The sequence below is a fragment of the Mycolicibacterium monacense genome, assembly GCF_010731575.1.
GTDB classification, from domain to species: Bacteria; Actinomycetota; Actinomycetes; order Mycobacteriales; family Mycobacteriaceae; genus Mycobacterium; species Mycobacterium monacense.
Genome location: NZ_AP022617.1, coordinates 3,847,155 through 3,870,390, shown reverse-complemented (window position 1 = coordinate 3,870,390; position 23,236 = coordinate 3,847,155). Strand labels below are relative to the sequence as shown.

The 23,236-nt window shown below is 66.7% G+C and carries 21 protein-coding genes and 3 tRNA genes; 16 read left to right on the top strand and 8 right to left on the bottom strand.

Annotated elements, in window-relative coordinates; genetic code table 11:
* Nucleotides 1-3 precede the first annotated feature (3 nt).
* Together G6N49_RS18600 and G6N49_RS18595 are read left to right on the top strand one after the other, a co-directional pair.
* Complete coding sequence (locus G6N49_RS18600; RefSeq protein WP_011854741.1) at nt 4-3,966, top strand: phage tail protein; 3,963 nt, start codon at nt 4-6, stop codon at nt 3,964-3,966.
* 32 nt (nt 3,967-3,998) lie between these two features.
* Complete coding sequence (locus G6N49_RS18595; RefSeq protein ID WP_083044922.1) at nt 3,999-5,843, top strand: COG1470 family protein; 1,845 nt, start codon at nt 3,999-4,001, stop codon at nt 5,841-5,843.
* Between the two features lie 256 nt (nt 5,844-6,099).
* Here G6N49_RS18595 and G6N49_RS18590 read toward each other — a convergent pair whose 3' ends face one another.
* The 7 genes from G6N49_RS18590 to G6N49_RS18560 form a co-directional block, all read right to left on the bottom strand.
* Nucleotides 6,100-7,494, bottom strand: coding sequence for a trypsin-like peptidase domain-containing protein (locus G6N49_RS18590; RefSeq protein ID WP_083044923.1), 1,395 nt, complete (start codon nt 7,492-7,494; stop codon nt 6,100-6,102).
* Nucleotides 7,495-7,504: 10 nt separating this feature from the next.
* Entirely contained in the window at nt 7,505-8,806 is a 1,302-nt protein-coding gene (locus tag G6N49_RS18585) for a DUF6777 domain-containing protein (protein ID WP_133056646.1), read from the bottom strand.
* A 37-nt stretch (nt 8,807-8,843) separates the two neighbouring features.
* Nucleotides 8,844-10,859 carry an ATP-binding protein gene (locus tag G6N49_RS18580; protein WP_083044925.1) on the bottom strand — a complete coding sequence of 672 codons (2,016 nt, stop codon included), beginning with the start codon at nt 10,857-10,859 and terminating at the stop codon, nt 8,844-8,846.
* Nucleotides 10,856-11,548 (bottom strand): Pvc16 family protein, encoded by a 693-nt coding sequence (locus tag G6N49_RS18575; RefSeq protein WP_064916204.1) that lies wholly within the window; start codon nt 11,546-11,548, stop codon nt 10,856-10,858. Before G6N49_RS18575 ends, G6N49_RS18580 begins: the two co-directional genes overlap by 4 nt.
* A gap of 88 nt (nt 11,549-11,636) precedes the next feature.
* Nucleotides 11,637-12,260: a response regulator transcription factor gene (locus tag G6N49_RS18570; protein WP_011854747.1), complete on the bottom strand. Its 624-nt coding sequence runs from the start codon at nt 12,258-12,260 to the stop codon at nt 11,637-11,639.
* Nucleotides 12,261-12,414: 154 nt separating this feature from the next.
* Complete coding sequence (locus G6N49_RS18565) at nt 12,415-13,419, bottom strand: phospholipase effector Tle1 domain-containing protein (RefSeq protein ID WP_083044926.1); 1,005 nt, start codon at nt 13,417-13,419, stop codon at nt 12,415-12,417.
* Between the two features lie 321 nt (nt 13,420-13,740).
* Nucleotides 13,741-14,457 (bottom strand): MBL fold metallo-hydrolase, encoded by a 717-nt coding sequence (locus G6N49_RS18560; protein ID WP_083044927.1) that lies wholly within the window; start codon nt 14,455-14,457, stop codon nt 13,741-13,743.
* 107 nt (nt 14,458-14,564) lie between these two features.
* Between G6N49_RS18560 and G6N49_RS18555 the strand changes: the two genes are divergently transcribed.
* From G6N49_RS18555 to rplA, 13 genes are all read left to right on the top strand, one after another.
* A complete protein-coding gene (locus G6N49_RS18555) occupies nt 14,565-15,026 on the top strand; it encodes an RrF2 family transcriptional regulator (RefSeq protein ID WP_083044928.1) in 462 nt (153 codons plus the stop codon).
* On the top strand, nt 15,026-16,225 hold the full coding sequence (locus G6N49_RS18550) for a globin domain-containing protein (protein ID WP_083044929.1): 1,200 nt from the start codon (nt 15,026-15,028) through the stop codon (nt 16,223-16,225). The genes G6N49_RS18555 and G6N49_RS18550 overlap by 1 nt, the downstream gene beginning before the upstream one ends.
* Nucleotides 16,226-16,345: 120 nt before the next feature.
* A tRNA-Thr gene (locus G6N49_RS18545) sits at nt 16,346-16,418 on the top strand.
* A gap of 31 nt (nt 16,419-16,449) precedes the next feature.
* Nucleotides 16,450-16,523, top strand: a tRNA-Met gene (locus tag G6N49_RS18540).
* 44 nt (nt 16,524-16,567) lie between these two features.
* Nucleotides 16,568-16,735, top strand: coding sequence for a 50S ribosomal protein L33 (rpmG, locus tag G6N49_RS18535; protein WP_011854752.1), 168 nt, complete (start codon nt 16,568-16,570; stop codon nt 16,733-16,735).
* Nucleotides 16,736-16,786: 51 nt separating this feature from the next.
* Nucleotides 16,787-17,266, top strand: coding sequence for a (3R)-hydroxyacyl-ACP dehydratase subunit HadA (gene hadA, locus G6N49_RS18530; RefSeq protein ID WP_064874878.1), 480 nt, complete (start codon nt 16,787-16,789; stop codon nt 17,264-17,266).
* Nucleotides 17,253-17,681 carry a (3R)-hydroxyacyl-ACP dehydratase subunit HadB gene (gene hadB, locus G6N49_RS18525; protein WP_011854754.1) on the top strand — a complete coding sequence of 143 codons (429 nt, stop codon included), beginning with the start codon at nt 17,253-17,255 and terminating at the stop codon, nt 17,679-17,681. The genes hadA and hadB overlap by 14 nt, the downstream gene beginning before the upstream one ends.
* A 15-nt stretch (nt 17,682-17,696) precedes the next feature.
* Nucleotides 17,697-18,206: a (3R)-hydroxyacyl-ACP dehydratase subunit HadC gene (hadC, locus tag G6N49_RS18520; RefSeq protein WP_011854755.1), complete on the top strand. Its 510-nt coding sequence runs from the start codon at nt 17,697-17,699 to the stop codon at nt 18,204-18,206.
* 157 nt (nt 18,207-18,363) lie between these two features.
* Nucleotides 18,364-18,439, top strand: a tRNA-Trp gene (locus G6N49_RS18515).
* A gap of 82 nt (nt 18,440-18,521) precedes the next feature.
* Entirely contained in the window at nt 18,522-18,965 is a 444-nt protein-coding gene (secE, locus tag G6N49_RS18510) for a preprotein translocase subunit SecE (protein ID WP_011854756.1), read from the top strand.
* A 36-nt stretch (nt 18,966-19,001) separates the two neighbouring features.
* Nucleotides 19,002-19,817, top strand: a complete 816-nt coding sequence (gene nusG, locus G6N49_RS18505) for a transcription termination/antitermination protein NusG (protein ID WP_083044930.1) — start codon at nt 19,002-19,004, stop codon at nt 19,815-19,817.
* Nucleotides 19,818-19,851: 34 nt separating this feature from the next.
* Nucleotides 19,852-20,280 carry a 50S ribosomal protein L11 gene (rplK, locus tag G6N49_RS18500; protein WP_011854758.1) on the top strand — a complete coding sequence of 143 codons (429 nt, stop codon included), beginning with the start codon at nt 19,852-19,854 and terminating at the stop codon, nt 20,278-20,280.
* 136 nt (nt 20,281-20,416) lie between these two features.
* Nucleotides 20,417-21,124 carry a 50S ribosomal protein L1 gene (gene rplA / locus G6N49_RS18495; protein ID WP_011558343.1) on the top strand — a complete coding sequence of 236 codons (708 nt, stop codon included), beginning with the start codon at nt 20,417-20,419 and terminating at the stop codon, nt 21,122-21,124.
* A 92-nt stretch (nt 21,125-21,216) separates the two neighbouring features.
* Here the strand turns inward: rplA and G6N49_RS18490 are convergent, their stop codons facing one another.
* Complete coding sequence (locus G6N49_RS18490) at nt 21,217-21,405, bottom strand: hypothetical protein (RefSeq protein ID WP_083044931.1); 189 nt, start codon at nt 21,403-21,405, stop codon at nt 21,217-21,219.
* Nucleotides 21,406-21,613: 208 nt separating this feature from the next.
* Between G6N49_RS18490 and G6N49_RS18485 the strand changes: the two genes are divergently transcribed.
* Nucleotides 21,614-22,942, top strand: a complete 1,329-nt coding sequence (locus G6N49_RS18485) for a UDP-glucose dehydrogenase family protein (RefSeq protein WP_083044932.1) — start codon at nt 21,614-21,616, stop codon at nt 22,940-22,942.
* Nucleotides 22,943-23,236 lie beyond the last annotated feature (294 nt).

The following is a 23,236-nucleotide window of genomic DNA, read 5'->3' as shown; positions in this document are numbered from 1 at the left end:
CCGATGACACAGACCGCGGGTTCGGCGAGGGCAGCCGTCGGCCACGCGCTGACCGCAGGACAGCGCACCACGGCCGCGGCCCGGCCGCGTCCGGCCGGGGTGCTGATCCAATTGCAGCGCAGCGCTGGCAACGCCGCGGTCAACGCGCTGCTCGCGGCGAAGTTCAAAGGTCCTGACAGTGAGGCGCGTTCGTCGTTGGACGCCGCGTTGAGCGAGGCGCGCCGAGAGGAACCCGCGGTCAACATCGTCGAGAAGGGGCTCAAGGCCGCGAAGAAGCTCGGCATACCCGTCGAACTCGAGGGGCCGAAGCCGCCGGCGTCGGCGCTGGCCGCGACGGTGACCGGCTTCGGCCCGGGGTCGGTGCCGGCGAAGAAGCAGGTTCCCCCGCCGAAACGGACGCCCGCCGTCAGCCCCCTGGGAAAGGCCGCGGCCAAACGCGTCGGACCCGCCGCGCCGAAGGGGAGCACGCGCGGCGCACCCGCCGGTGCGGGCGGTGCGGGAAGCCCCGCGGGACCGTCGGCGTTGTCGGCTGACCAACTGCTGCAGCCGCCGGTGCCGCCGAAGTCGGTGAGTCCGCACGCGGATCCGGCGTTCAAACAGGTCACCGGCGGCGTGAAAGGCTTCGCCCGGGAGAAGAAGTCCCATCCGCAGGCAGCGGCGAAGGCCAAGGAGGCGCAGGGGGCGGCGCTGGCGCCCAGCGACGACGTGGCAGGGCAGGCCAAGGCGGCCAAGGTCGACACGATGGATGCCCAACCGGCGGGCACCTTCGACAAGAAGGCGTTCATCGCCGCGGTCAAGGCGGCGATCGAAGCGAAGTCGCCGAAAACACTGGAGGAGGCCGACTCCCAGGCCAAGGCTGGCGGCGGTAAGGCCGGCGAGGTCAAGGGTGAGGTCAAGGGTCTGGTCACCCAGGGCAAGGAGGGCCAGACCAAGGACGTCGAGAGCGCGACCGACGCGCCCCCCGACACGTCGAAGGCGGTACCCAAACCGGTGACGCCGATGTCGCCCGAAACCCAGAGCCCGCCCGTGACGATCCCGGCCACCGGGGCCGCACCGAAACCCGCACCACCCGAACAGCTCAACCTCGCCGCGGGTAAGCGGCAGGCCGACGACGAGATGGCCGGCGCCGACGTCAGCGAGAAGCAGCTCGCCGAGTCCAATGAGCCCGACTTCCAGCAGGCGCTGGCGGACAAGAAGGCCGCCGCCGCGCACGCCGACACCGCTCCCGGCGAGTTCCGCAAGCAGGAACAGGACGTCATCGGCCAGAACAAGGCCGAGGCGGCGGCGGTGACCAAGCAGGGCGTGGCCGGCATGCAGGGCAGCAAGGCGGCGGCGCTGGCGAAGTTGGTGGCCGACAAGGGCAAGACCAAGTCGAAGGACGAAGCCAAGCGAGCCGAGGTCACCGCCAAGGTGCAGTCGGTCTACGCCACCACCGAGACCGCGGTCAAGAAGATCCTCGACGGAATCGACCCGAAGGTGGACAAGGCCTTCGAAGAGGGGGAGGCCGACGCCCGCAAGACCTTCGAGTCCTTCGTCGCGGCGAAGATGTCGGCGTACAAGAAGGACCGGTACAGCGGATGGCTGGGCGGCTGGAGGTGGGCCAAGGACAAGCTGTTCGGCATGCCCGACAAGGTGAACACCTTCTACACCGCGGGCCGCGAACTGTATCTGAAGAAGATGGACGTCGTCATCTCACGCGTCGCCGACATCGTCGGCGCGGACCTCGCGGCCGCGAAGGCACGGATCGCTGCCGGTAAGGCCGAGATCTCCTCCTACGTCAAGAGTCTGCCCGCCAACCTGCAGAAGGTGGGGGACACCGCGGCCAAGGAGATCAACGACAAGTTCGCCCAACTCGAGGACGACGTCAACGCCAAGCAGGAGGCGGTCGTCGACACGTTGGCGACCAAGTACGTCGACGCCCGCAAGGGTCTCGACGAGCGGATCGAAGAGCTGCAGGCCGAGAACAAGGGCCTGGTCGACAAGGCCATCGGCGCGATCAAGGCGATCATCAACACGATCCGTCAACTCGCCGCGATGTTGATGAACGTCCTGGCCCGGGTTGCCGGGGTGGTCGGCGACATCATCAAACACCCGGTCGCGTTCCTGTCCAACCTCATCGAGGGTGTCAAGGGCGGCATCCTGAAGTTCAAGGACAACATCCTCACCCATCTCCGAAAGGGCTTGATGGGCTGGCTGTTCGGGGCACTCGCCGAAGGTGGCGTGGAGTTGCCGGACACCTTCGATCTCAAGGGCATCATCAAACTGCTCGCATCGCTGTTCGGGTTGACGTGGGCCAACATCCGTAACCGTCTGGTGAAGCAGATCGGTGAACCGGCGATGGCGGCGATCGAGAAGGGCGTCGAGATCTTCAAACTGATCGCCACCGGCGGCGTGGCGGCCCTGTGGCAGATGCTGATCGAGAAACTCGGCGACATCAAGGAGATGATCCTCGAGCAGGTCAAGGACTTCGTCATCACCAGGATCATCACCGCGGGCATCACCTGGCTGATCGGGTTGCTCAACCCCGCCGCAGCGTTCATCAAAGCCTGCAAGCTGATCTACGACATCGTGATGTTCTTCGTCAACAACGCCGAACGCATCATGAAGTTCGTCAACACCGTGATCGACTCGGTGGCCGACATCGTGCGCGGCAACGTCAGCGGTGTGGTCAACAAGATCGAAGACGTACTCGGCCAGATGGTCCCGATCCTGATCGGCTTCCTGGCCAGTGCGATCGGACTCGGCGGAATCGGGCAGAAGATCCGCGAAATCATCGCCAAGTTGCAGAAGCCGGTGAACAAGGCCATCGACTTCGTGATCAAGCAGGGACTCAAACTGGCCGGTCCGATCATCCGCGGACTGAAGGGCATCGGCAAGAAGGTCAAGGCCAAGGTCGCCGCCGGAAAGGCCTGGGTGAAGGGCAAAGTCGACGCCGGAAAGAAGTGGGTCAAAGGCAAGGCCGATGCCGCGAAGAAATGGGTGAAGGGCAAGGCGGAGGCGGTCAAGGATTTCTTCACAGTCAAGGAGAAGTTCACGGTCGACGGTGAGACCCACGAGCTTTACACGTCGGGGAAGTCGACCGCGTTGACGGTGGCATCAAACAATCCCACCGCACTGAGCAAGCACAAAGACCCGGGCGTGGTTGCCGCCTATGCCGCGTACGAGAGTGCAATAGCTGCAGAGACCTCACCGAGCGCGAAGAAGCGAGCGGCGAGGGCACCGTTGAGGAACATCATCAGGGTGCTTCGACAGTGGATGCGGAAGTCCAAGAACAAGGACCCTCAGGCCAGCGCACCTGGAATCGGGACGATGGCTCCATACGGGAATCTCGGGTCATCTGTCAGGAGAACCCACTATCGAGGTGCGCCCGAGGTGTGGGCGATGGAAAAGGAGCACATCCTGCCATTTGCGGTGGGTAAGCGTCTCTGGGAGATAGTCGGGCTCGTCGCTCCCGGCCGTGGCGGCCACGAAGATGACAAGCAAACGACGATCCTCATCTACAAGGGGGCGGCAGATGAGAAGACCCAAGGCGACAAACCGCTTTGGGAGAGTTTTGCGGCGAGAGTGAGTGCCGACGGCGTTGCGAGGAACCTGGACCTCGCCCGCACCATGATCGCCGATATGCGACAAGGCCAGGGTGGTTCGAGCGGCGACCGCGACATCATGGGATACGCCGCCTCCGGCGTTCGGAACGTGTTCCACGACATAACTGATCGTGTGGGCGAGGCCAAACGCGATGCGGTGACACGCACAGTGACCGCAGTGCTCAATGAGAACCGGTTGAACGGTGTACGCAGGGGACCTCCCGGCTCGCCGGAGTCGCCGATACCCGTAAAAGGGCAGATCGAGCAGGCTGCCAACGCGCAAGTCGCCGATGTCATGAGGATCCTCACCGGTGTCGTCAGCGACCTGAACGAGGGTCGCACCCCGAACATCACACCGAAGAAGAAGAGAAAGAAGTCCTGACATTCGGCCCCGGAGTCAGAGGAGCGATCATCATGGCTGACCAGAAATGCAAAGAGTGCGGGACGCTCAACGCCGCGGACGTGCGGTTCTGCAAGAGTTGTGACGCCTTCCTCGACCCGCAGCCAGCGCCCGAACCCGGTCCGGTGCAACCGTCCCCGGACGACAACCGTGCGCAGCCGCCACAGGTCGAGCTCGCGACGACCGAGGCATCGGTCTCTCCGGACACGGCCGGCGCCGTCGAGATCCGCATCCGCAACGGTTCCACGATCGTCGACGCCTACCGTGTCGACCCCGTCGATCCTCCGGAGTGGCTCGTGGTGGAGCAGCCCGAGATCCGGCTGATGCCGGGGGAGAACAAATCCGTCAAGGTGACGTTCTCCATGCGCGCAGGCAGTTTCGTCGAGGCGCAGACGGTGAAGGTGCCGCTGCGGATCTGCTCACTGCGTGACCTGGCCAAGTTCGCGGAAACCCAGGTAGCGCTCGTGGTTCCACCGAGCGGGCCGAAGGTGTCGATCACTGCACGACCGACCGTCGTCAGCGTCGAGGACGAGACATCGGGCAAGTTCCAGATCATCCTGGACAATCGGGCGAGTAACCACGCACGCCGCGTCGTGCTCAGCGGCACGGACCCCGAAGCGACGGTGCTATTTCACTTCGTCTCTCCGACAGAGGAAGTGGCCGCCGGCAAATCGTCCACGGTGGAGGTGCGCTTCGACGTCCCCCCGCTCGACGAGGGGGAGAGGCGTACCCGTCAACTGACCGTGACCGCCACCGACGGCGACGAATCGGACAGCGCTGTGGTGACCGTCGAGCAGGAGCAGTCCGCGACACTGCCGCTCAAATTGCGTCTGCAGCCGAGCAAACTCCGGGTGGAGGACTGTCCGGTCGCCGACCTGACCCTGCTGATCGACAACAGCGACGGTAAGCACGACCGCGCGGTGCGGTTGGAGGGCCGCGACCCCGAGAACGCCATCCGGTTCACCTTCCCGACGCCGGAGGTCGAGGTGAAGGCGGGCAAGGTGGCCACCCTACGGTTCAGCGTGTCCGCCAAGCAGCCGCCGGCCGGGGAGCAGACGTTGCGCGACTTCACCGTCGTCGCGGCCGAGGGAACCCGGGAAAGCGAAACCGGCGGGACCTTCACCCAGGTCACCTCTCAGCCGCCGATCCTCACCGCCGAGCTGCGGCTGCACCCGGAGACGCTCCGGCGCCGCGACCGCACCAACGGTACGTATCAGGTGACGCTGGAGAACCACGACCGGTCACAATGGTTGCAGGCCAACCTGTTCGCCTGGGACCAGGAGCGGATGATGCGGTTCTCCTTCGCCCCTGACCGCTTCGACATCCCGCCCGGCGGCTCCACCGCGGCCTGGCTCAGCGTGTCCGCGCCGAAGCCGCCGCGGGGCAAGGAAGTGACGCGCACCTTTCAGGTCGAGGCGTCCGATGGAGTCGAATCCGTCACGCGCAACGGCACGCTCGTGCAGTCGGGGTCGAACTGGATCCCGATCGTACGGGCCGTGCTCACGCTGCTCGGTGGTATCGCCGTCGCCGTGGGGACGTTCACTCCGTGGATGATCAACCTGCCGGACTACTGGATCACCGAACTGCCGAGGATCGGCTCGGCGACCGACGACGTCGAACGAACGCAACCCGCGATCCGCGCGGCCATCCTGTTCATGGCGGTCATGATGACCATCGGACTGGCCGGCCGCGGTGGCAAGGCGACCGTGTCGGCCGCCGTCCTCATCGCGACCACCCTGATCGGCTACTTCGTGTACGTCAGCAGCCAGGTCAGCACGGGCGGGCCGATGTACGGGGCGTATCTGATCGGCGCCGGGGCCCTGATCGGCGCCGCGGGGGGTCTGCTCGGCCGGCTGTGACGTTGCCGATGCGGGAGGTGACCACTTCGGTCCAGCATCGCCGCCCCGGCTGGGTCTGAGGCAGGCATCGCTTCTCCCGCCCTAGGCTCGTTCTCGACACCAGGGTCGTCAATCGCCCTCCGGCACGCCGATTCACAGCCCTGGTGTCGAAAACCAGCACAGCATCCAAAACGACCCCTCCACCGGGGAGCGGCCGGCGACGTCGGTGGCCGCTCTGAGGAAATCACCGCCACGCTCGAGTCGGCGCGAAGTGCAATCAGGACTGCGGTTTGCCGCACCTGGGGCAGAACCGGATCCCGGGCTCCATACCGAAACCACAGTTCTTGCAGGCGGTCTGGCTGGAATCGAGTGACGGAGCGCTGGGCGCGGAGCCCGCCGGCGAGGTCGGCGCGGGCGGGCGACCGGCCGGGCCCCCACCGCCCGAAGCGGACTGCTGATGCGGCGACGGGCCGACACCGGCCAGCGCCGGCTCGCGGTTGCGTCGCATGTAGAGGAACGCCAGCACTCCGCCACCCACCACGACGAGCGCGCCCAACCCGGCAGCGAACAGCACCCACGTGGGTGGCCCGGAACTCGCGTCGCCACGCTCGGCGCGCAGCTTGACCGATTCGCGCTGCTTCTCCCGCGCACCCGGGTAGTCGCCCGAGATCGCCAGGGCGGTACCAAAGTTCTCGATCGCCTCGGAGTACTTCCCGGCCTCGAAGTTGTCGAGCCCCTCCCGGTAGGCCTCATCGGCGGGGGAGAGTTCCGGCGTCACATTGGCCTGTCCGAGAAGCTCTTTGAAACCCGACACCGGGGTGATGAAGTTGAACGGTTGATCTTCGTTCGACGGCATGAAGCTGTTGACCCCGAGTACGCGGCCCTCCTGGTCGACTGTCGGCCCGCCGCTCATCCCCTTCGTCATCGGCGCGCTGACCTGGAACAGAGGTTGGGTCTTCCAGGTCTGCTTCGCGCTGATGGTGCCCGATTTGACCGTCGGTTCGAGGGTGTAGTCGGTGACGCCCTGTGTGCTCTCGGGATAGCCGACCGCGAGCACGCTGTCGCCGACCTGCGGTGTGGTGTCGAGCGCGAGCTCGGCGGTGGGAATCGAGTTCTCGTCGAGTTCCACCTTCAGCAGTGCCACGTCTCCCTGTCCCAGCGGCCGGAAACTCACCACCCTCGCGGGGATGGGGTCGACCTTTTCACGCTGGCCCGCCCCCGAGACCACGATCTCCTGATCGGGTCCGGCACCCGGGACCTTGCCCTCGACGATCCACTGATCGGCGCCGAGCCGTTCCAGGTTCTCCCGGGACACATCGCCGCCGGAGAGCTGTTCGGCGGCGCTGATCACGATGGCCTTCCGGTTCTCCTCGGGATCGACGCAGTGACCGGCGGTGCCGATGTATCCGTCCGGTGTGATCGCGAATCCGGTGCAGCGCAGGGTCCGCTGGAACGGGGCGCCGTCGTTGAGCTGGTGTTGCTGCTGTGGGTCGACGACGGTGCCGGTGACTCTGGCTTCCACGTAGACGATCGCTGGAGTGATGAGATCGGCTGCGCGCGTGTTGGACCCGCCGTCCGGCTGGGCGCCCGCCCATGCCGGAGCGATGAGGCTGGGCGCGCCGGCGAGCGCGGTGACGGCCAGGAGACTGGTGACGCGTCGGGTTCGGGACATCGCGACTCTCCTAGGGTGCGGCGGGCAGTTCACTGGTCGGCAGGATGTCGGTGATCTCGGGGAGGTACTCGGTGATCGGCGGTAGCACGGGGATCACGGGTGGCACGACCTCGGCGCCGGGGGCGTCCTCGGCGGGCAGGGCGGCCGGATCGGTGGCGACGACCGGTTCGGTGGGCTCCTCGACCGGGCTCTCGCCATCCGCGTCGGGCGCCAGGGCCGGGTCGACGACGGGCGTGTCGCTCTCGTCGACGGCAGGGACGTCGCCGGTCTCGCCGGCCGGGGATTCGGTGACCGTTCCGGTGTCCTCTGTCTCCTCGGTACCGGTGTCCTGCGTGGTGTCGGTGTCCGATGAGTCGTCGGTGCCGGTCGAATCGGAGGTCTGGTCGTCGGTCACCGTGTCGCCGTTGGGCACGGAGCTCTCACCTGAGTTGGCCTGCTCCGCCCGCAGCGTCTGTTCGGCCTGTTCGACCACCTCCGGGGTGGCGACGAACGGCACCGGCTCGCCCGGTGCGATCGCCAACGGCGGTGGAGGGGCTGCGTTGGGCGGAAGGCTCTGCGCCGCAACCACATCTGACAATACGAAGGTCTTGATCGGTTCCTCCGCCGGCCGGACGGCCGCCAGCCTCTTGATGTTCCAGTCCTCCCATTCGTCGCCCTGGAACCGCAACTTGCTGACGGGCGCGGCCAGGGCTGCCGGCGGGGCGAGCGGGTTACCGCACGCGCACCGGACCACCGGGACTCCGGTGTCGTCGATGAGGACCGTCGTGCCCTTCTGCAGGACCGACTGAAATGTGGTGACGCCGTTGTCGAAGCCGTGATTGGTCACCCGGGTGTCCGCGGTGAGCACGACCGGCGAGAGTCCACCCAGGAAGTCGCCGATGTCCCGGGCATGGGTGACCTCACGGAACGCCTCGGCCTTGTCGGGGTGCTCGCCGAGGAACAGGTCCATCTTCTCCCGGTCGCACACCGGCGAGTTCGGGGTGCCGCCGTAGAGGCCGATCTCGGCGCCGGACAACGTCTGGGCGGTGTCGGCGTCTCCGGTCAGGACCGTCGCGCTCGAGGGCACCGCGCTCGGCACGTCGGCGGTGGAGATCGATTCCATCCACGGAGACGAACCGGAGGATGCGGCGGCCTCGAGCATGATCTCGGGGACATCGGCGTATTCACTCTTGCTGCAGCCCGCGACGTACACACCGGCGGTGACCACGCTCGTCGTCGCGACGATCACTGCCAGTCGTCGCACCCGGTCCTCACGTTGACTCTCCATCGCACCGCCACCCCCGGTCAGGTAACCCAGTCGAACGCTAAGCACCCCGGGGCGGAGTGTCGTGAGTAGTCGGCTACTCGATTCATCGGCCCGCCACCTGGGCGTCGACAGCGCGGGCCATCGGCAACAGGCGCCCGAGCTTGCGGTACTCCTGCTGAATCGCCGCGGTGAGCTCCTGCGGTCCGATCGGCAACTCGCCGGCCGCAGCGAGGTAGGCCGCGGTGATGGCCGCCGACCGGATGTTGCCGCCGGACAGTTCGAATCCGGTGGCGTAGTAGGAGAGTTCGAGGTCGTCGCGCACCGGCACCGGTGGCCGTAGACAGGTCCGCCACAGGGCGAGGCGGGCGGCCTCGTCGGGCACCGGGAAGTCGACGATCAGATCGAGACGGCGGGTGAATGCGTCGTCGAGGTTGGCGCGGAAGTTGGTGGCCAGGATCGCCAGGCCGTCGAAGGTCTCCATGCGCTGCAACAGGTATGCGCTCTCGATGTTCGCGTACCTGTCATGGGCGTCGCGCACCTCGCTGCGCTTGCCGAAGATGGCGTCGGCCTCGTCGAACAGCAGCACCGCGCTGACCCGTGCGGCCTCGCTGAAGATGCGTTCGAGGTTCTTCTCGGTCTCGCCGATGTACTTGTCCACCACGGTGGCGAGGTTGACGGTGTAGAGATCGAGGCCGAGCTCGCCGGCGATGACCTCGGCCGCCATCGTCTTGCCGGTCCCGGAGTCGCCGGCGAACAGTGCGGTGACGCCCCCGCCCCGGCCGCCGCCCGGCCGCATCCCCCAGTCCGAGAGCACCCGCTCGCGGGTGCGTGCGCGGACGGTGAGTTCCTGCAACTGCGCCAGCACCCGCGTCGGCAGCACGATATCGGCCCACGACACCGCCGGTTCGATACGGCGGGCCAACCGTTCCAGGCCGGCGGCGTTCTGCGATCGCGCGCCGTGACGCAGTTCCGCCGTACCCAGCGGCCGCCGGGTGAGGCGCGCGACAGCTTCGGCGGACGCGATGGCGGCGGCGACCTGCCGCGGCCCGAACGCGAACTGCGCCGCGATGTCACCGACGTCGACCGTTCCGGCGAGCGGGCCGAGTTCGTTGTGCCACATGGTGACTCGCTCGGCGACGGTCAGCCGCGAGACATCGGTGAGCAGTGGTGTGGCGTCGGACCACTCCGGGTCCCAGGTCGCCACCCCGCTCATCACGACCGGGACGGGCAGTTTCGCCAGACGATCGATGACCGCCCCGGTCCGGACGCCGAAGGCCTCGACCGGCGAGACGACCAGCGCTGCCTCGCGCAGTACGGCCTCCCGGCAGAGGACCGTGACGGTGTGCGCGAGCGTGTCGTCGGACGGCAGTTTGGTCGCGTCACAGCACAGTACGTGGTGGCCCGCGCGGCGCAGTCCGTCAGTGGCGATGGCCGTGGCGGTGCAGCCCACGGGTTCGCGGACGTAGCAGAAGCGTTGTCCAGCAACGAAAGCAGCGGCCAGTTCCGCGGACTGCCGGTTGGGGTGGCCGAGCGGCGCGACGAGCATCCCGGTCAGTGCAGGATCGGCGCTGTCGTCGCCCAGCAGATGGGCGGTCACCCGGTCGGGTACTCGCAACGCCCGGGTCAGGAACGGGCGGTCGGCGTCCTCGACGAGGATCAGCGAGTGGTCGACGAGCGGCGCGCCCGGCGCGAGCCGGGCCCGGGCCGTCGCGTCCATCGGTGACATTCCCGCCAGTTCCAGGGACAGGCCGATGCTGGCCCGTCGTCGGGTGACGTCGTCGTTGAGATAGCCGTAGAGCCGCTCGAACCGCGGATCCAGATCCGGCAGCAGGCAGATCACCAGGATCTCGATGTCCTGCTCGGTCAATCCGACGGTGCGGGCCAGACGGTTCAGCCGCACCGAGTCGTCGGCACTCCCGGGTTCTGGAGGCGGCACCGAGGCGGGCGGGCGTGCGTCGAGCAGCGTGTCGACCACCTCGTCGCTGAGGTAGAGCCCGCGGAACGGGTCGTCGGGCGCTGGGTCGTACCGGCGGCGGTGGGCGATCAGCGCGCGGATGCGGCGTTCGACGGCGCTGGCCCGGTCGAGCAGGCACCTGGTGTCGGCGGTCGCCGTCGTCATTTCTTCCGCCCCGACTTGGGGCTGCGGGTGCGACGGATCCGCACCCGGGTCGCGTCGTCGGGCTCATCCGGAACGTCGGATGCGGCTGGGGGACCGGTGGTTTCGCCGGCGGGCCAGCCGTGCATCCCGGCGGCGTCGAGGCGCATCGGACGTCGCACCGCCGGAGCGGCCTCGAACCTGCGCCCGGCGTCAGCCGGTGCGGTGACGACGACATCGAGCGACGGTTTGAGCTCGCCACCGAGTGCCGTCCACACGTCGGCGAAGGAGCGGTCCTCGGGCGGCGGCAGCGCGACGCTCAGGGGTACCGGTACACCGTGCGCGGCCAGCGAACCGGTCAGCACATCCGGCGGAAGCGCTTCGTGGCGTAGGAAACACGACAGAAGTGCGGCCAGCAGCCGGTGTTCGTCCTCCGGCCGCTGGGTCCAGGCCGCGACCAGATACGACAGCTTGAAGTGACGTGGCGGCAGGTGGCGGGCGCGGATCAGGTCGCCGTCGTATTCGTTGAGCCAGCCGCGTTCACGCCGGCGCAGATCCTCGCGAATGTCGTAGAGGTAGACGTCGACGGTGGGGTTGTTGCGCCGTCCCGCCCATTCTTTCGTCGGCGCGTCGAAGGACACCTCGACCTCGTTGGGGTCGAGCGCTTCCCGCTCGATCAGCGTCTTGAGCGCGTGATCCGCCTCGGGTATCACGTCATCAACCGTCCCGGGTTCGGCGCAGGAGCGGAACCGGCCGACGTTCCGCCATCGGGGCAGATCGCGGTGCCCCAACGGGCAGGGGTCAGATCAGTCCCTCGCGCACCGCGTAGGCCACGGCGTGCGAGCGGTTACGCAATTGCAGTCGCGTGGTCACGTCGTGGAGCACGTTCTTGACGGTGCGCTGGCTGTAGCAGAGCTGCTGGGCGATCTCGCTGGTGTCGTGACCCTCGGCGATGAGCCGCAGCACCTTGATCTCGCGGTCGGTGAGACCGGTGAAGGTGAGCCCTCGTGGGGAAAGCACCTGCCGCTGGAGCCGCCCCACCTGTTCGAGTAGGTGGCCGAGGAGGTCGGCGGGGATGACACCGTCGCCGGCGGCGATCTTGCGGATCGTGCGCGCCAGCACTTCCGGGGTGGCTTCGGCGCGGCGGAGCAGCCCGTTGACACCGACCTCGGCCGCGGCGATCACGGTGCTGTCGTCGACGGCGGTGGTCACCAGGACCCTGTGCGGCACCGACGCCCGTCGCAGCGAACGCAGCACCCGGCGGGTCTGATCGTCGAGTGCGTCTGCCACGACGACGGCCACGTCGACGTCCGAGAGGTCGTTGTGCTCAACGACCTCGATCTCGGGTCGGCCCCGAAGCTGGCTGCTGACCCCGACCTGCAGGATGGCGTCGTCGGCGTAGACGTACGTTCTCACCCGTTCCATTCGTGCCCCCTCGATCGGTTCGCGATAGGGCACCCACTATCCGCACCGGTCTCAACATCGGCTCAACGCCGTGGGTTCCGGTTCTCAACAACCGCTCAACGCGCAGGTCAGGTGGGCGCAGGACGGACCGGGAGGGCAGCGGAAGGGGCTGTGCTCAGTGCACGACGGCCAGTTCGCGCGGCGTGGCGGGCGCGATCGGCAACGGCGCACCGGTGGGTACGAGCCGCTCACCGCGGGCCAGCCATTCGGCGTCCGCCCATTCGATCCGCGCCGGGAGCCGCCGCCAGTACTGCGGGTGGGCGCGCACGTACAGCTCGACGCTGGCGTGCACGCGGGCGTCCTCGGGCAGTTTGCGCATCGACAGCGGATGGCTGCTGCCGGCGAGCGCGTCGAACTCCGTCGGGGACGGCAGCCGGCACCCGCCGCGCAGCCGCACCCCCGCACGCACCGCACCGTCGAGCACCCAGTCCAGCGGGATGTCGGCCAGCGGCCAGCAGGCGCCCGGCCGCCCGGCCACGTCGCAGTGGGCGCCGCGGAACCAGACCTCCTCGACGGCCCGGATGCGCTCACCGAAGTGGCCGCCGTCGATCGCCACGGCGTGCCGTCCGGCGGCGACGTTCGGCAGATGGTCGGCCGCCGAGCGCGCGGCGCCGGGGATGGTCACCGAATCGAACAGGCCGAGGTAGCGGACGGGCACCGCGGGGTCGGGCCGTCCGGTCAGGTGGGCGGCCAGTCGCGTGACCCGGGCCCAGTCGGCGGCGGTGCGCTCGGTGCGGGGGAGCACGTAGGTGTCCAGCAGGTAGTCCAGAAGATGGTCGCGCCGGTCGTGCCAGACGCCGATCGTGGCGAGCAAGCGGGCCAGCTCGCGGGCGCATGAGGCGCCGCGGCCGACACCGAAGAGGTAGATCTGGTCGCCGGGAGTCCAGACGTCGACGAGGAAGCGGTAGGCCTCTTCGACGCTCGTCCTGGCGGCCTCGGCGGCGGTCTGTCGCCACTTCAACGCGTTCATCCCGCGCGGTTGCGCACCGGCGCCGGCGTCATACCAGGTGAGCTGTTGCGGCGAACTCTCGACGAGTGCGAAGAGTGCGCCGGCATTGGTCGCGGCCCGTCGGCCGGATTGGTCCTGTGTGCGGTCGAAGCACAACACGATGTTCTTCACAGCAACCCCCGGCTGATGAACGACTCTGTCCGTATCTCAGTTTGCCGGTTCTGAACGGCCGTGTCACTACCTTTGGGTGGACTTTTCCCGTTTTCACCACGAATTCTTGAGTGAGCAGAGGTGTTGACGACGAATTCCGTGGCACCCGGTGCGGAAACGACGTGAATCGTCTCGTCCATAAGGAGGGTCTGACGCAACAGTGCGCGCACAGCGCGACGTTGCCGGATCTGCAGTCCGGCGAGTGGAAACCATCCCGTGCCGCCAGACTGAAGCCACGCAGCGCAACTGCGAGAGCAGGCCTGCGTGAGTTCAGTCTCGAGCTCAGCCGCCCATCAACATGCGCCACTGGTCGAGGTCGCGGGCGCGGTAGACGTAGTTCGACCGCTTGACGTTCGACAGGGCGTCGCTCGGCTCCGCGGAGTACCAGTGGCCGGGGAACACCGTCGGGTCACCGGGCAGCTGGGCCAGGGCCTGCAGGCTGCGGAACATGTCGTCGACGTTCCCGCCCGGGAAGTCGGTGCGGCCGCAACCCTCGAGGAACAGCGTGTCCCCGGCGACCAGCCGGCCGTCGAGCAGGAAGCACTGGCTGCCCGGCGTGTGCCCGGGGGTGTGCAGCAGTTCGATGTTGATGCCGCCGACGCTGACCACATCCCCGTGGTCGTGGGCGGTCAGATCGCTGCGGGCGATGCCGGTGACCCGCGAAACCCAGTCGGCCTCATGGCTGTTCACATGCACCGGCACGCTGACCCGCTCGAGCAGTTCGGCCAGCCCCTTGAGCTCGAAGCCCATCATCGACCCGCCGACGTGGTCGGGGTGGTGGTGCGTCGCCAACACGCCGGACAGGTGCATGCCGTCGGCCTCCAGCGCGTCGACCAGATCACCGGCGGCATACGCCGGATCGACGACGACGCAGTCGCCGGTCTCCCGGTCCCCGATGAGGTAGGCGAAGTTGCGCATCTGCGTGGCGATCATGTCCCCGACGGCGAAGTCGCGGCCGGCGAGCAGCTGGCGGAAGTAGAGGCGGTCTGAATTCGGCACGCCCGACAGCCTAAAGCGGCTGGTGAAAAAACCGCACGTCGCGGGGTGTTTAACGGCACACCCGCAAAATTCGCATCTTCCATACGCAATTACATAGCGTTCGAAGTGTGCAACTCACCCGCTTCACCGACCTGGGCCTGCGGACCATGATGCTGCTGGCCGCCGGCGAGGCCGACGGGCAACGCGTCACGACCCGCACGATCGCCGCCGGCGCGAACGCGTCCGAACACCACATCGCCAAGGCCGTCGCCCGCCTGGCCGACCTCGGCATGGTGCACGCACGCCGCGGCCGCGTCGGCGGTCTGACCCTCACCGACGCCGGCCGGGACGCGTCCGTCGGCTGGCTGGTGCGCCGCCTCGAAGGCGACCGCGAGGTCATTCAGTGCGGCGGCGAGGATCCCTGCCCGCTGGTCGCGGCGTGCCGGCTGCGCAAGGCGCTCAGCGACGCCAAAGAGGCGTTCTACCGCGAACTCGACCGCTACACGATCGCCGACCTGGCGGTCCCCGACCTTCCCCTGGTGTTCCTCGGAGCACCGCTGAAGAACCCCACCGATGAAAGGACCATCTGATGACCGTCACCGCATACGTTGCCGTCGGCGAAGAACTCGACCCGCAGCACGCGGAGATCATCACCGCCACGCTGCCGCTGGTCGGCGCGCACATCGACGAGATCACGAAGGTCTTCTACAGCCGGATGTTCGCCGCCCGCCCCGAACTGCTGCGCAACCTGTTCAACCGGGGCAACCAGGCCCAGGGCGCACAGCAGCGGGCGCTGGCGGCGTCCATCGCCACCTACGCGACGCACCTGGTCGACCCGAAACTGCCGCATCCGGCCGAACTGCTCTCGCGCATCGGGCACAAGCACGCCTCACTCGGCATCACCGCCGACCAGTACGAGATCGTGCACGAGCATCTGTTCGCCGCGATCGTCGAGGTGCTGGGCGCCGACACCGTCACCGCCGAGGTGGCCGGGGCCTGGGACGCGGTCTACTGGATGATGGCCCGCACGCTGATCGAGCTGGAGCGCAACCTCTACGCCGAGGCGGGGGTGGACGACGGTGACGTGTACCGCCGGGCCAGCGTGGTCGCCCGCGAGGACGATCCGTCCGGCGCCGTCCTGCTGACCGTGCGCTCGACCGGCCGGCCGTTCGCCACCTTCCGGCCCGGCCAGTACGTGTCGGTCGGCGTGACGCTGCCCGACGGCGCCCGCCAGCTGCGGCAGTACAGCCTGATCAACACCCCGGCCGACGGCGACCTGACGTTCGCGGTGCGCCCGCTCGGTGAGGTGTCGAACTGGATCCGGGCCAACGTGCAGGCGGGCGACGTCCTCGACGTCACCGTGCCGTTCGGCGACCTGCCCGACCCGGAGGCGCACCACCGGCCGCTGGTGCTGGTGTCCGCGGGCATCGGGATCACCCCGATGGTCGGCATCCTCGAGCACCTCGCCGCCGTCGCACCCGCGACCTCGGTGACGGTGTGGCACGCCGACCGGTCGGCGGTCACCCATCCGCTCAAGGACCGCCAGCGGGAACTGGTCGCCGCGCTGCCCGACGCCACGCTCGAGGTCTGGTACGAGGAGGCCGACGCCGACGCCCGCGAGGGGCTGCTCGACGTGAGCGCGGTGGAGCTGCCCGACCACGCCGAGGTGTACCTGTGCGGCGGTAACGGATTTGTGCAGGCCGTGCGCGCTCAGCTGCAGGAGCGCGGGGTTCCCAACGAGCGGCTGCACTGCGAGTTGTTCTCCCCGAACGACTGGCTGCTGGCCTGATCGACCGAGTACGGACTGGCCCGCGTATGGTCGCACTGACCAGCGGTTTGGCGCCTGCGCGGGCCAGACTGTACTCTCTTTAAGGCCCACGGCACGGCGTTGTCCGAGGTCGAGGGTCAGGCCCCCTTAGCTCAGTCGGCAGAGCGTTTCCATGGTAAGGAAAAGGTCAACGGTTCGATTCCGTTAGGGGGCTCGGCGACCGCCGAGTGGTAGGCGCCTGGAATGGCGGTGTAGCTCAGCTGGTTAGAGCGCACGACTCATAATCGTGAGGTCGGGGGATCGAGCCCCCCCACCGCTACAGAGCACGAGCAACGACACGAGATTTGAAAGAGGGCAGCTGACGTGGCCTCCAGTACCGACGTCCGGCCGAAGATCACCTTGGCCTGCGAGGTGTGCAAGCACCGTAACTACATCACGAAGAAGAACCGCCGCAACGATCCCGACCGGCTGGAGCTCAAGAAGTTCTGCCCGAACTGCGGTGTGCACCGTGCGCACAAGGAGTCGCGCTGATCGGTCAACCCGTTGGCTATGCCAGGGGTTGACTAGTTAGGTTCATCACTCGTGTCTTTCTTGGACAACTACGTCGGGACGCATTACCGCCACCCCGACCACTATGTCGTGGGCCGCGAGAAGATTCGTGAGTACGCCGTCGCCGTCAAGAACGACGATGCCGCGTTCTTCGACGAGAAGGCCGCCGCCGAACTCGGCTCCGATGCGTTGCTCGCGCCGCTGACGTTCATCTCGGTGTTCGGCTACCAGGCGCAGTACGCGATGTTCGAGGCGAACAACATCGCCATCTCGGATGCCCAGATCGTCCAGGTCGACCAGGTGCTCAAATTCGTCCAGCCGATCAAGGCCGGCGACACGCTGTACTGCGACGTCTACATCGACTCGATTCGCAAGGCGCACGGCACCGACATCATCACCACCAGGAACGTCATCACCAATGACAAGGGTGACGTCGTACAGGAGTGCTACACCACCCTCGCGGGGCGTAGCGACGAAGACGGAGAGAGTGGCTTCAGCAATGGCATTGCGTGAGTTCGATTCGGTCAAGGTCGGCGATCAGCTCCCGGAAAAGGTGATCACCCTGACCCGCCAGGACCTGGTGAACTACGCCGGCGTCTCCGGCGACCTCAACCCCATCCACTGGGATGACGAGATCGCCAAGCAGGTCGGACTCGACACCGCCATCGCGCACGGCATGCTGACGATGGGACTCGGCGGCGGCTACATCACCTCCTGGGTGGGCGACCCGGCCGCGGTCAAGGAGTACAACGTGCGGTTCACCGCCGTCGTGCCCGTCCCCAACGACGGCAAGGGCGCCGACATCGTCTTCACCGGCCGCGTGAAATCGGCTGACCCCGAGACGAAGTCGGTGACCATCGCGCTGGCGGCCACCGCCGGCGGCAAGAAGATCTTCGGTCGCGCCGTCGCGGTCGCGACGCTGGCGTAGGCGGGAGAACGTTTCATGGCACTCAAAACCGACATCCGCGGCATGGTCTGGAAGTACCCCGACACGTTCGTGGTGGGCCGCGAACAGATCCGTCAGTACGCCAAGTCCGTGAAGGTCACCGATCCGGCCACCCTCGACGAGGGCGCCGCGGCCGAACTGGGGCACGACGCGCTGATCGCGCCGCCGACGTTCATGTCGATCTTCGCGGTGATGATCCAGAACCACTTCTTCCAGCACGTCGACGTCGGGCTGGAGACCCTGCAGATCGTCCAGGTCGACCAGAAGTTCCTCTTCCACCGGCCGATCGTGGCCGGCGATGCGCTGACCGGGACGATGTACATCGAGACCGTCGACGAGCGGTTCGGCGCCGACATCGTCACCACCCGCAACGTGCTGACCGACCCGACGGGCGCGGTGGTCATGGAGTCGTTCACCACGCTGATGGGCCACGAGGGTGACAACTCGATTTCGGCGAAGTGGGATCCGGAGACGGGTCAGGTGGTCCGCACGGCCGTCGGCGAGTAGTCGCTGGGCAGCGGATTAGGAAGTCCGACTGACAGCGCGCTAAACTCGGTAACCGGGGTTTTCCCATTACAGCGCGCTTCCGACTGAACGTCTGGAAGCGCGCGAATTGTGTGAGCCCCGTACGCGGTGACAACAGTGCCAGCGTTGTCGTCGCTGAAGGGGCGTAGCTCAACTGGCAGAGCAGCGGTCTCCAAAACCGCAGGTTGCAGGTTCAAGTCCTGTCGCCCCTGCCAACTGAATACTGGACAAGCGTGGACACTGGACAGTGATGATGAGTACGAAGAGTCCACACGAACCCGAGACGAAAGGCATGCGGTGAGCGACGAGCGCGATAGTGCCGGCTCCGCAGGCACCGGTGACGACGCAGGGACCGACGGCGTCGACGACACCCGCGGTCAGACAGCTGTGGTGACCCGGCCGCTGCGCCCAACCGGCAAGCGGACGCGACGTGCGGCCGTCGAGACCGACGCCGAATCCGACGCCACCGAGCTGACCGAGAGCTCGGGCACGGAGAACGGTTCCGGCACGAAGAAGAAGACCGCGAAGAAGGAGCCGGGTCGGTACCCGAACCCGTTCCTGTTCGTCGTCAACTACATCAAGCAGGTCGTCGCCGAGCTGCGCAAGGTCATCTGGCCGAACCGCAAGCAGATGGTCAGCTACACCAGCGTGGTGCTCGTCTTCCTCGCCTTCATGGTGGCGCTGATCGCCGGGTTCGACTATGGCATGGCCCGACTGGTCGGCCTGGTGTTCGGCGAATAGCCGAGGATCGACCGGTAACAAGAGAGGACTACAACCGTGACGAGCTTCGAGGGCGATACGCCTTCGGCCGAGGGCGTCGATCTGGTCGATACCGATGAGACCGAGGCCACCGATACCGCCAACACCGATCCCGCGACCGAGGACGCCGACGTCGCGGGCGGCGAGGTGAGTGAAGAGGCCGCCACCGAGGATTCCGCCGAAGCGGCTCCGGTGGAGGTGGAGGACGAGGATCCCGCCGTCGCGCTGAAGAAGGAACTGCGCCTGCGGCCCGGCGACTGGTACGTGATCCACTCCTACGCCGGCTACGAGAACAAGGTGAAGGCCAACCTCGAGACCCGCGTGCAGAACCTGGACGTGGGCGACTACATCTTCCAGGTCGAGGTGCCGACCGAAGAGGTCACCGAGATCAAGAACGGCCAGCGCAAGCAGGTCAACCGCAAGGTGCTGCCGGGCTACATCCTGGTCCGCATGGAGCTCAACGACGAGTCGTGGGGCGCGGTGCGCAACACCCCGGGTGTCACGGGGTTCGTCGGCGCGACGTCGCGGCCGTCGCCGCTGAGCCTCGACGACGTGGTGAAGTTCCTGCTGCCGCCCGCCGCGGCGAAGAAGCCCGGCAAGGCCGCCTCGACGGCTGCCGGTGCGGCTTCGTCGGAGGCGACGCTGGAGCGTCCGGAGATCCTGGTCGACTTCGAGGTCGGCGAGTCGGTCACCGTCATGGACGGTCCGTTCGCGACGCTGCCCGCCTCGATCAGCGAGGTCAACGCCGAACAGCAGAAGCTCAAGGTGCTGGTGTCGATCTTCGGTCGTGAGACACCGGTGGAGCTGACCTTCAACCAGGTCTCCAAGATCTAACTCAAGCCCCGAAAAGAAGAGGAACACACACAGCATGGCCCCGAAGAAGAAGGTCACCGGGCTGATCAAGCTGCAGATCCAGGCCGGGCAGGCCAACCCCGCCCCGCCCGTGGGTCCGGCGCTCGGTCAGCACGGCGTCAACATCATGGAGTTCTGCAAGGCGTACAACGCCGCGACCGAGTCGCAGCGCGGCAACGTCATCCCCGTGGAGATCACCGTCTACGAGGACCGCAGCTTCACCTTCGCACTCAAGACGCCGCCGGCAGCCAAGCTGCTGCTGAAGGCCGCCGGTGTGCCGAAGGGTTCCGGTGAGCCGCACAAGACCAAGGTCGCAAAGGTGACGTGGGATCAGGTGCGCGAGATCGCCGAGACCAAGAAGTCGGACCTGAACGCCAACGACATCGATCAGGCCGCCAAGATCATCGCCGGCACCGCCCGGTCGATGGGCATCACCGTCGAGTAGTTCGACGTGATCCGTCGAGATTGCACTGAGGGTTGCGAATTCCTGTCTTTCACAACCGTGAGCGCAATCTCGACAATGTCATCCGTGGGAGGGCCAGCTCCGGCCCGCCAACCACAACTCTGAGTAGGAGAAATCAATGAGCAAGAACAGCAAGGCATACCGCGAAGCCGCCGAGAAGGTCGACAAGACCAAGCTCTACTCGCCGCTCGAGGCCGCGAAGCTGGCCAAGGAGACGTCGTCGAAGAAGCAGGACGCCACCGTCGAGGTCGCGATCCGGTTGGGCGTCGACCCGCGTAAAGCCGATCAGATGGTCCGCGGCACCGTGAACCTGCCGCACGGCACCGGTAAGACCGCGCGCGTCGCGGTGTTCGCCGTGGGTGACAAGGCCGAGCAGGCCGCGGCCGCGGGTGCGGACATCGTCGGCAGCGACGACCTGATCGAGCAGATCCAGGGCGGCATGCTCGACTTCGACGCGGCGATCGCGACGCCGGATCAGATGGCCAAGGTCGGCCGGATCGCGCGCATCCTGGGCCCGCGTGGCCTGATGCCGAACCCGAAGACCGGCACGGTGACCGCGGATGTGGCCAAGGCCGTGTCCGACATCAAGGGCGGCAAGATCAACTTCCGCGTGGACAAGCAGGCCAACCTGCACATCGTGATCGGCAAGGCCTCGTTCGACGAGAAGAAGCTGGCCGAGAACTACGGCGCCGCGCTGGATGAGATCCTGCGGGCCAAGCCGTCGGCGTCGAAGGGCCGCTACCTGAAGAAGATCGTCGTGTCGACGACCACGGGCCCGGGCATCCCGGTGGACCCGCAGGTGACGCGTAACTTCGCCGAGGCGTAGGCGCCAGCCGGAGCCGACCATAGGCTCTGAGGCGTAAGTCTCTAACGTCTGAACGCCCCTGCCATTGGTGGGGGCGTTCGGCGTCTGTGGGGTCAGAGCGCTTGCATCTGGTTCTTGCCTGCGGGCAGTCCGACCGGCTTGTGCTTGGTGACCTGACAGTGATCGATGACATCGAGGACGGCGTTCCCGCGAAACCAGCGGCGTTTGCCCTCGTAACCGCATTGGCACTGTGCGCGGTTGTTAAGCCAGCTCGAGACGAGGTACGCCTGTGGACCGCTCATGTCGCCAAGCTAATGGCAGCAAAGGATATGTGACTGAAATTCGCGGACTTCGTAAGATTCTCGTTTTACGGCCACGGTTTCGCTCCCTCACATCCCGCTCCGGAACGTAACGCGCGGATGGCCCGGTCGGTTCCCGCTGTGCTCCGCCTCTGAAGCGAAGGGGCGAAGTGCCCGCTATGATCACGCGCGAGAGTTTCTTGGGGGGAACATGAGTCGCCGCATCGCAGTATTCGGCACCGGCTACCTCGGTGCCACCCACGCCGCATGCATGGCCGAGTTGGGTCACCAGGTGCTCGGTGTCGACATCGACGAGGGCAAGCTGGCGAAGCTTGCCGCGGGTGAGCTTCCCTTTTTCGAGCCCGGCCTGCCAGACGTTCTACGTTCGAACATCAAGGCTGGGCGGTTGCGGTTCACAACGTCGTACGAGGAAGCTGCCGAGTTCGCGGACGTTCACTTTATCGCCGTCGGAACTCCGCAGAAGCACGGCGAACTCGCCGCTGATTTGCGTTATGTCGACGGGGTGGTCGAGTCGCTCGCCCCGCTGCTGACCCGTCCGGCGGTGATCTTCGGAAAGTCGACGGTGCCCGCTGGGACGGCGGCGCGGTTGGGTGCCCGATTGCGCAAACTGGCGCCCTCAGGTGAGCAGGCTGAGTTGGCATGGAATCCGGAATTCCTGAGGGAGGGGTTCGCGGTCAATGACACGCTGCATCCCGACCGAATCGTCCTAGGCGTCGATCGCGACCGTCCTGGCAACGCGGAAGCCGTCGCGCGCGAGATCTACGCGCCGGTGATCGAGGAGAGCATCCCGTTTCTGGTCACCGATCTGGCGACTGCCGAGCTGGTCAAGACATCCGCGAATGCCTTTCTAGCCACGAAGATCTCCTTCATCAACGCCATCGCCGAAATCTGTGAAGCCACCGGTGCAGATGTGTCGGTACTGGCGGATGCAATAGGGCACGACGCGCGGATCGGCCGGCGCTTCCTCAATGCTGGAATCGGCTTTGGCGGTGGATGCCTTCCGAAGGATATCCGTGCGTTTATCGCGATGGCCGGTGAGCTCGGGGCCGGTCAGGCATTCGCGCTGCTGCGTGAAGTGGACAGCATCAACATGCGGCGGCGCAACAAGGTGGTGGAGTTGGCGCGTGAGGCGGCGGGCGGCTCGTTTGTCGGCACCCGGGTGGCGGTGCTGGGCGCAGCGTTCAAACCGGATTCCGATGACGTGCGCGATTCACCAGCCTTGAACATCGCGGGGCAGATGCAGCTGCAGGGTGCAGCGGTGAGCGTGTACGACCCAGAGGCCATGCAGAACGCACGGCAGCTGTTCCCGACTCTGGCGTACGCGTCAGGCATTCATGAGGCGTGCGCGGGCGCTGACGTGGTGATGATCCTGACCGAGTGGAAGCAGTTCGTCGCAATAGATCCCGATGAGCTCGGTGAGGCCGTGCGCCGACGCATCATTATCGACGGACGGAACTGTCTCAGCCCGCAGATGTGGCGCGATGCCGGCTGGACGTACCGGGGGATCGGTCGGCCGTAGGCATGACGAGCAGGCCTTGGTAATTCGCAGAGTGGGTCCCGTAATTTGCATTTCTGCCGGCGGCCGCTGGTGCGACCCGCATTCCCGAGCCGAACGCGCACGAGGTGTCGGAATCGACCCCGGGTACTTGACGATCTGAGTTCGACGGCTCGCCGGGCCGTGCGAGAGTTCGGCGACACTGGTGCCGAGCAGTTCACGCAAATTTAACGACACACTGGTTCTGTGTCGGTTCGGAACACCATGCATCCGGCGAGTAGTAGATCGACGGGAGCGGTTTGCCGATTGCACATGCAG